Source organism: Paracoccus ravus, assembly GCF_004522175.1.
In the GTDB taxonomy this organism is placed as follows: Bacteria; Pseudomonadota; Alphaproteobacteria; order Rhodobacterales; family Rhodobacteraceae; genus Paracoccus; species Paracoccus ravus.
Genome location: NZ_SDEB01000085.1, coordinates 1 through 1,193, shown reverse-complemented (window position 1 = coordinate 1,193; position 1,193 = coordinate 1). Strand labels below are relative to the sequence as shown.

General features: G+C 60.9%; 1 pseudogene. It reads right to left on the bottom strand.

The annotated features are described in order from the left end of the window. A pseudogene (locus ESZ60_RS20610) lies at positions 1-1,193 on the bottom strand (IS256 family transposase); the annotation flags it as partial.

The following is a 1,193-nucleotide window of genomic DNA, read 5'->3' as shown; positions in this document are numbered from 1 at the left end:
TGGCAAGTCCGGTCCTGCGGCTAAGGCATCCCTTGGTGCGCTTCGTGCGGTGTCGAACGGTGGCGAAAGTGCTTTCAATTGGATTCGAGGTCCGGATGTGTTTCCACTGTTCGGCCGGGAAGTCATAGAAGGTCAACAACTCCGCGCGATCCTTGACCAACTTGGCGACGGCCTTGTCGTTCGCCCGCTCTCTCGGACGGATCGCGTTCACGGGCTAACTTGACCCTGTAGGTTTCGACGAAAAAGTCGAAGGCAGCGCTGGCCTCGGCCTTGGTTTCCGCCTGCCAGATATCGTGCAGATGACCCTTGGCTTTCTCCTGCAGCGATTTCGGCAGCGCGTTCAGAACGTTCGTTGTCTTGTGGACCCAGCAGCGTTGTTCCCGCGTGGTCGCGAAGACCTCGCGCAGCGCGGTCCAGAACCCGAGAGCGCTGTCGCCGATGGCCAGTTTCGGGTCCTGTTTCAGGCCCCGGCGCCGGAGATCCATCAAGAGTTCGCGCCAGCTTTCCGTGCTTTCGCGGAAGCCGTCGGTCATCGCCAGCAACTCCTGGCGGCCATATTCATCGGCCCCCACGATCACCAGAACGCATTGTTCGTCGGGAATTTGATCCACTGGATCAAATTCTGTTCCTCCTCACTTCTTCAGCCATGCGCGGTTTGAAATAGACGCCATCGTCCCAGATGTAGAGAAAGCGCCGGTTGCCCAGGTCGCGTTTCTGCCAGGCCTCGTAGTCGTTCCACCAGTCGGCCTTCAGCCGCGTGATTGTCTTGGCGGAAAGCCCGTTGGCGTTGGGACCCAGAAGAGTCGCCAGCGCCTCGCTGAAATCGCCGGTGCTGACGCCCTTGAGGTAAAGCCAGGGCAGCAGCTCCTCGACCGATTTCGCCTTGCGCAGGTATCGCGGCAGGATGCTGGGCGTGAAGCTGATCTTTTCTTCGCCAGGCATGCGATCGCGCACCCGGGGCACCTTCACGGGCACGGGGCCGATCCCGGTCATCACCTCGCGCTCGGGCAGGTGACCATGGCGCACCAGCCGGGATGTCCCATTCTCCAGCTTTTCGTCAGCAAACGCGGCCATGAACGCCGCGAGTTCCGCCTGGATGGCCTGCTCGATCAGCTTGCGCGCGCCCTCGCGAATAATATCGGTGAACGGGTCTGCGCTGAATCCGGATGGATCGGGCAACTGCATGATGGTAG